The 465-nt window shown below is 69.7% G+C and carries 1 protein-coding gene; it reads right to left on the bottom strand.

Annotated features, from left to right (window positions below):
• Nucleotides 1–350: hypothetical protein (locus B0W80_RS34150; protein ID WP_143684935.1), on the bottom strand; the 350-nt coding region annotated here is incomplete at its 3' end.
• Nucleotides 351–465 lie beyond the last annotated feature (115 nt).

The following is a 465-nucleotide window of genomic DNA, read 5'->3' as shown; positions in this document are numbered from 1 at the left end:
AGGCTCATCAGGCCGTCGCTCTCCAGCTTGCCGCCCTGGTTGATCAGTTCGCCGCCGCTGGCGATGTTTACGCTGCTCGCGCGCACACTGCCCGCCGTGTTGTCGAAGCGATCGACCTTGGCGCTGAAGCCGCCGGTGACGCTGATCGTGCCCCCCGCATTGCTGAAGCTCGGACCCGCGGTCGACAGGCTCGATGCCATGATCGAGCCACGGGTGTTGTCGACCTGCGAAGCCCGCAGCGCGATCGGCCCACCGGCATAGATGCGCCCGCCGTCGTTGAGGAGGCTGCCGGTGGCGGTGATGCGCCCAGGGCCGAGTGACGTGCTCGCAGAAGACGTGCCGCTGCCCATACCGACTCCGCCAGCTCCGGTGCTGCCCCCCGCGCCTGGCGCCGTCACACCGGTAGGCCCGGCACTCCCCGCAATCGTCCCTGGTGACTCTGTCGCCTGCGGCCCCACCCCGATC

The sequence above is a fragment of the Variovorax sp. KK3 genome, assembly GCF_001984055.1.
Taxonomy (GTDB): domain Bacteria; phylum Pseudomonadota; class Gammaproteobacteria; order Burkholderiales; family Burkholderiaceae_C; genus Variovorax.
The sequence above is the reverse complement of the archived record's forward strand: the minus strand, read 5'-3'. Positions and strand labels throughout refer to the sequence as shown.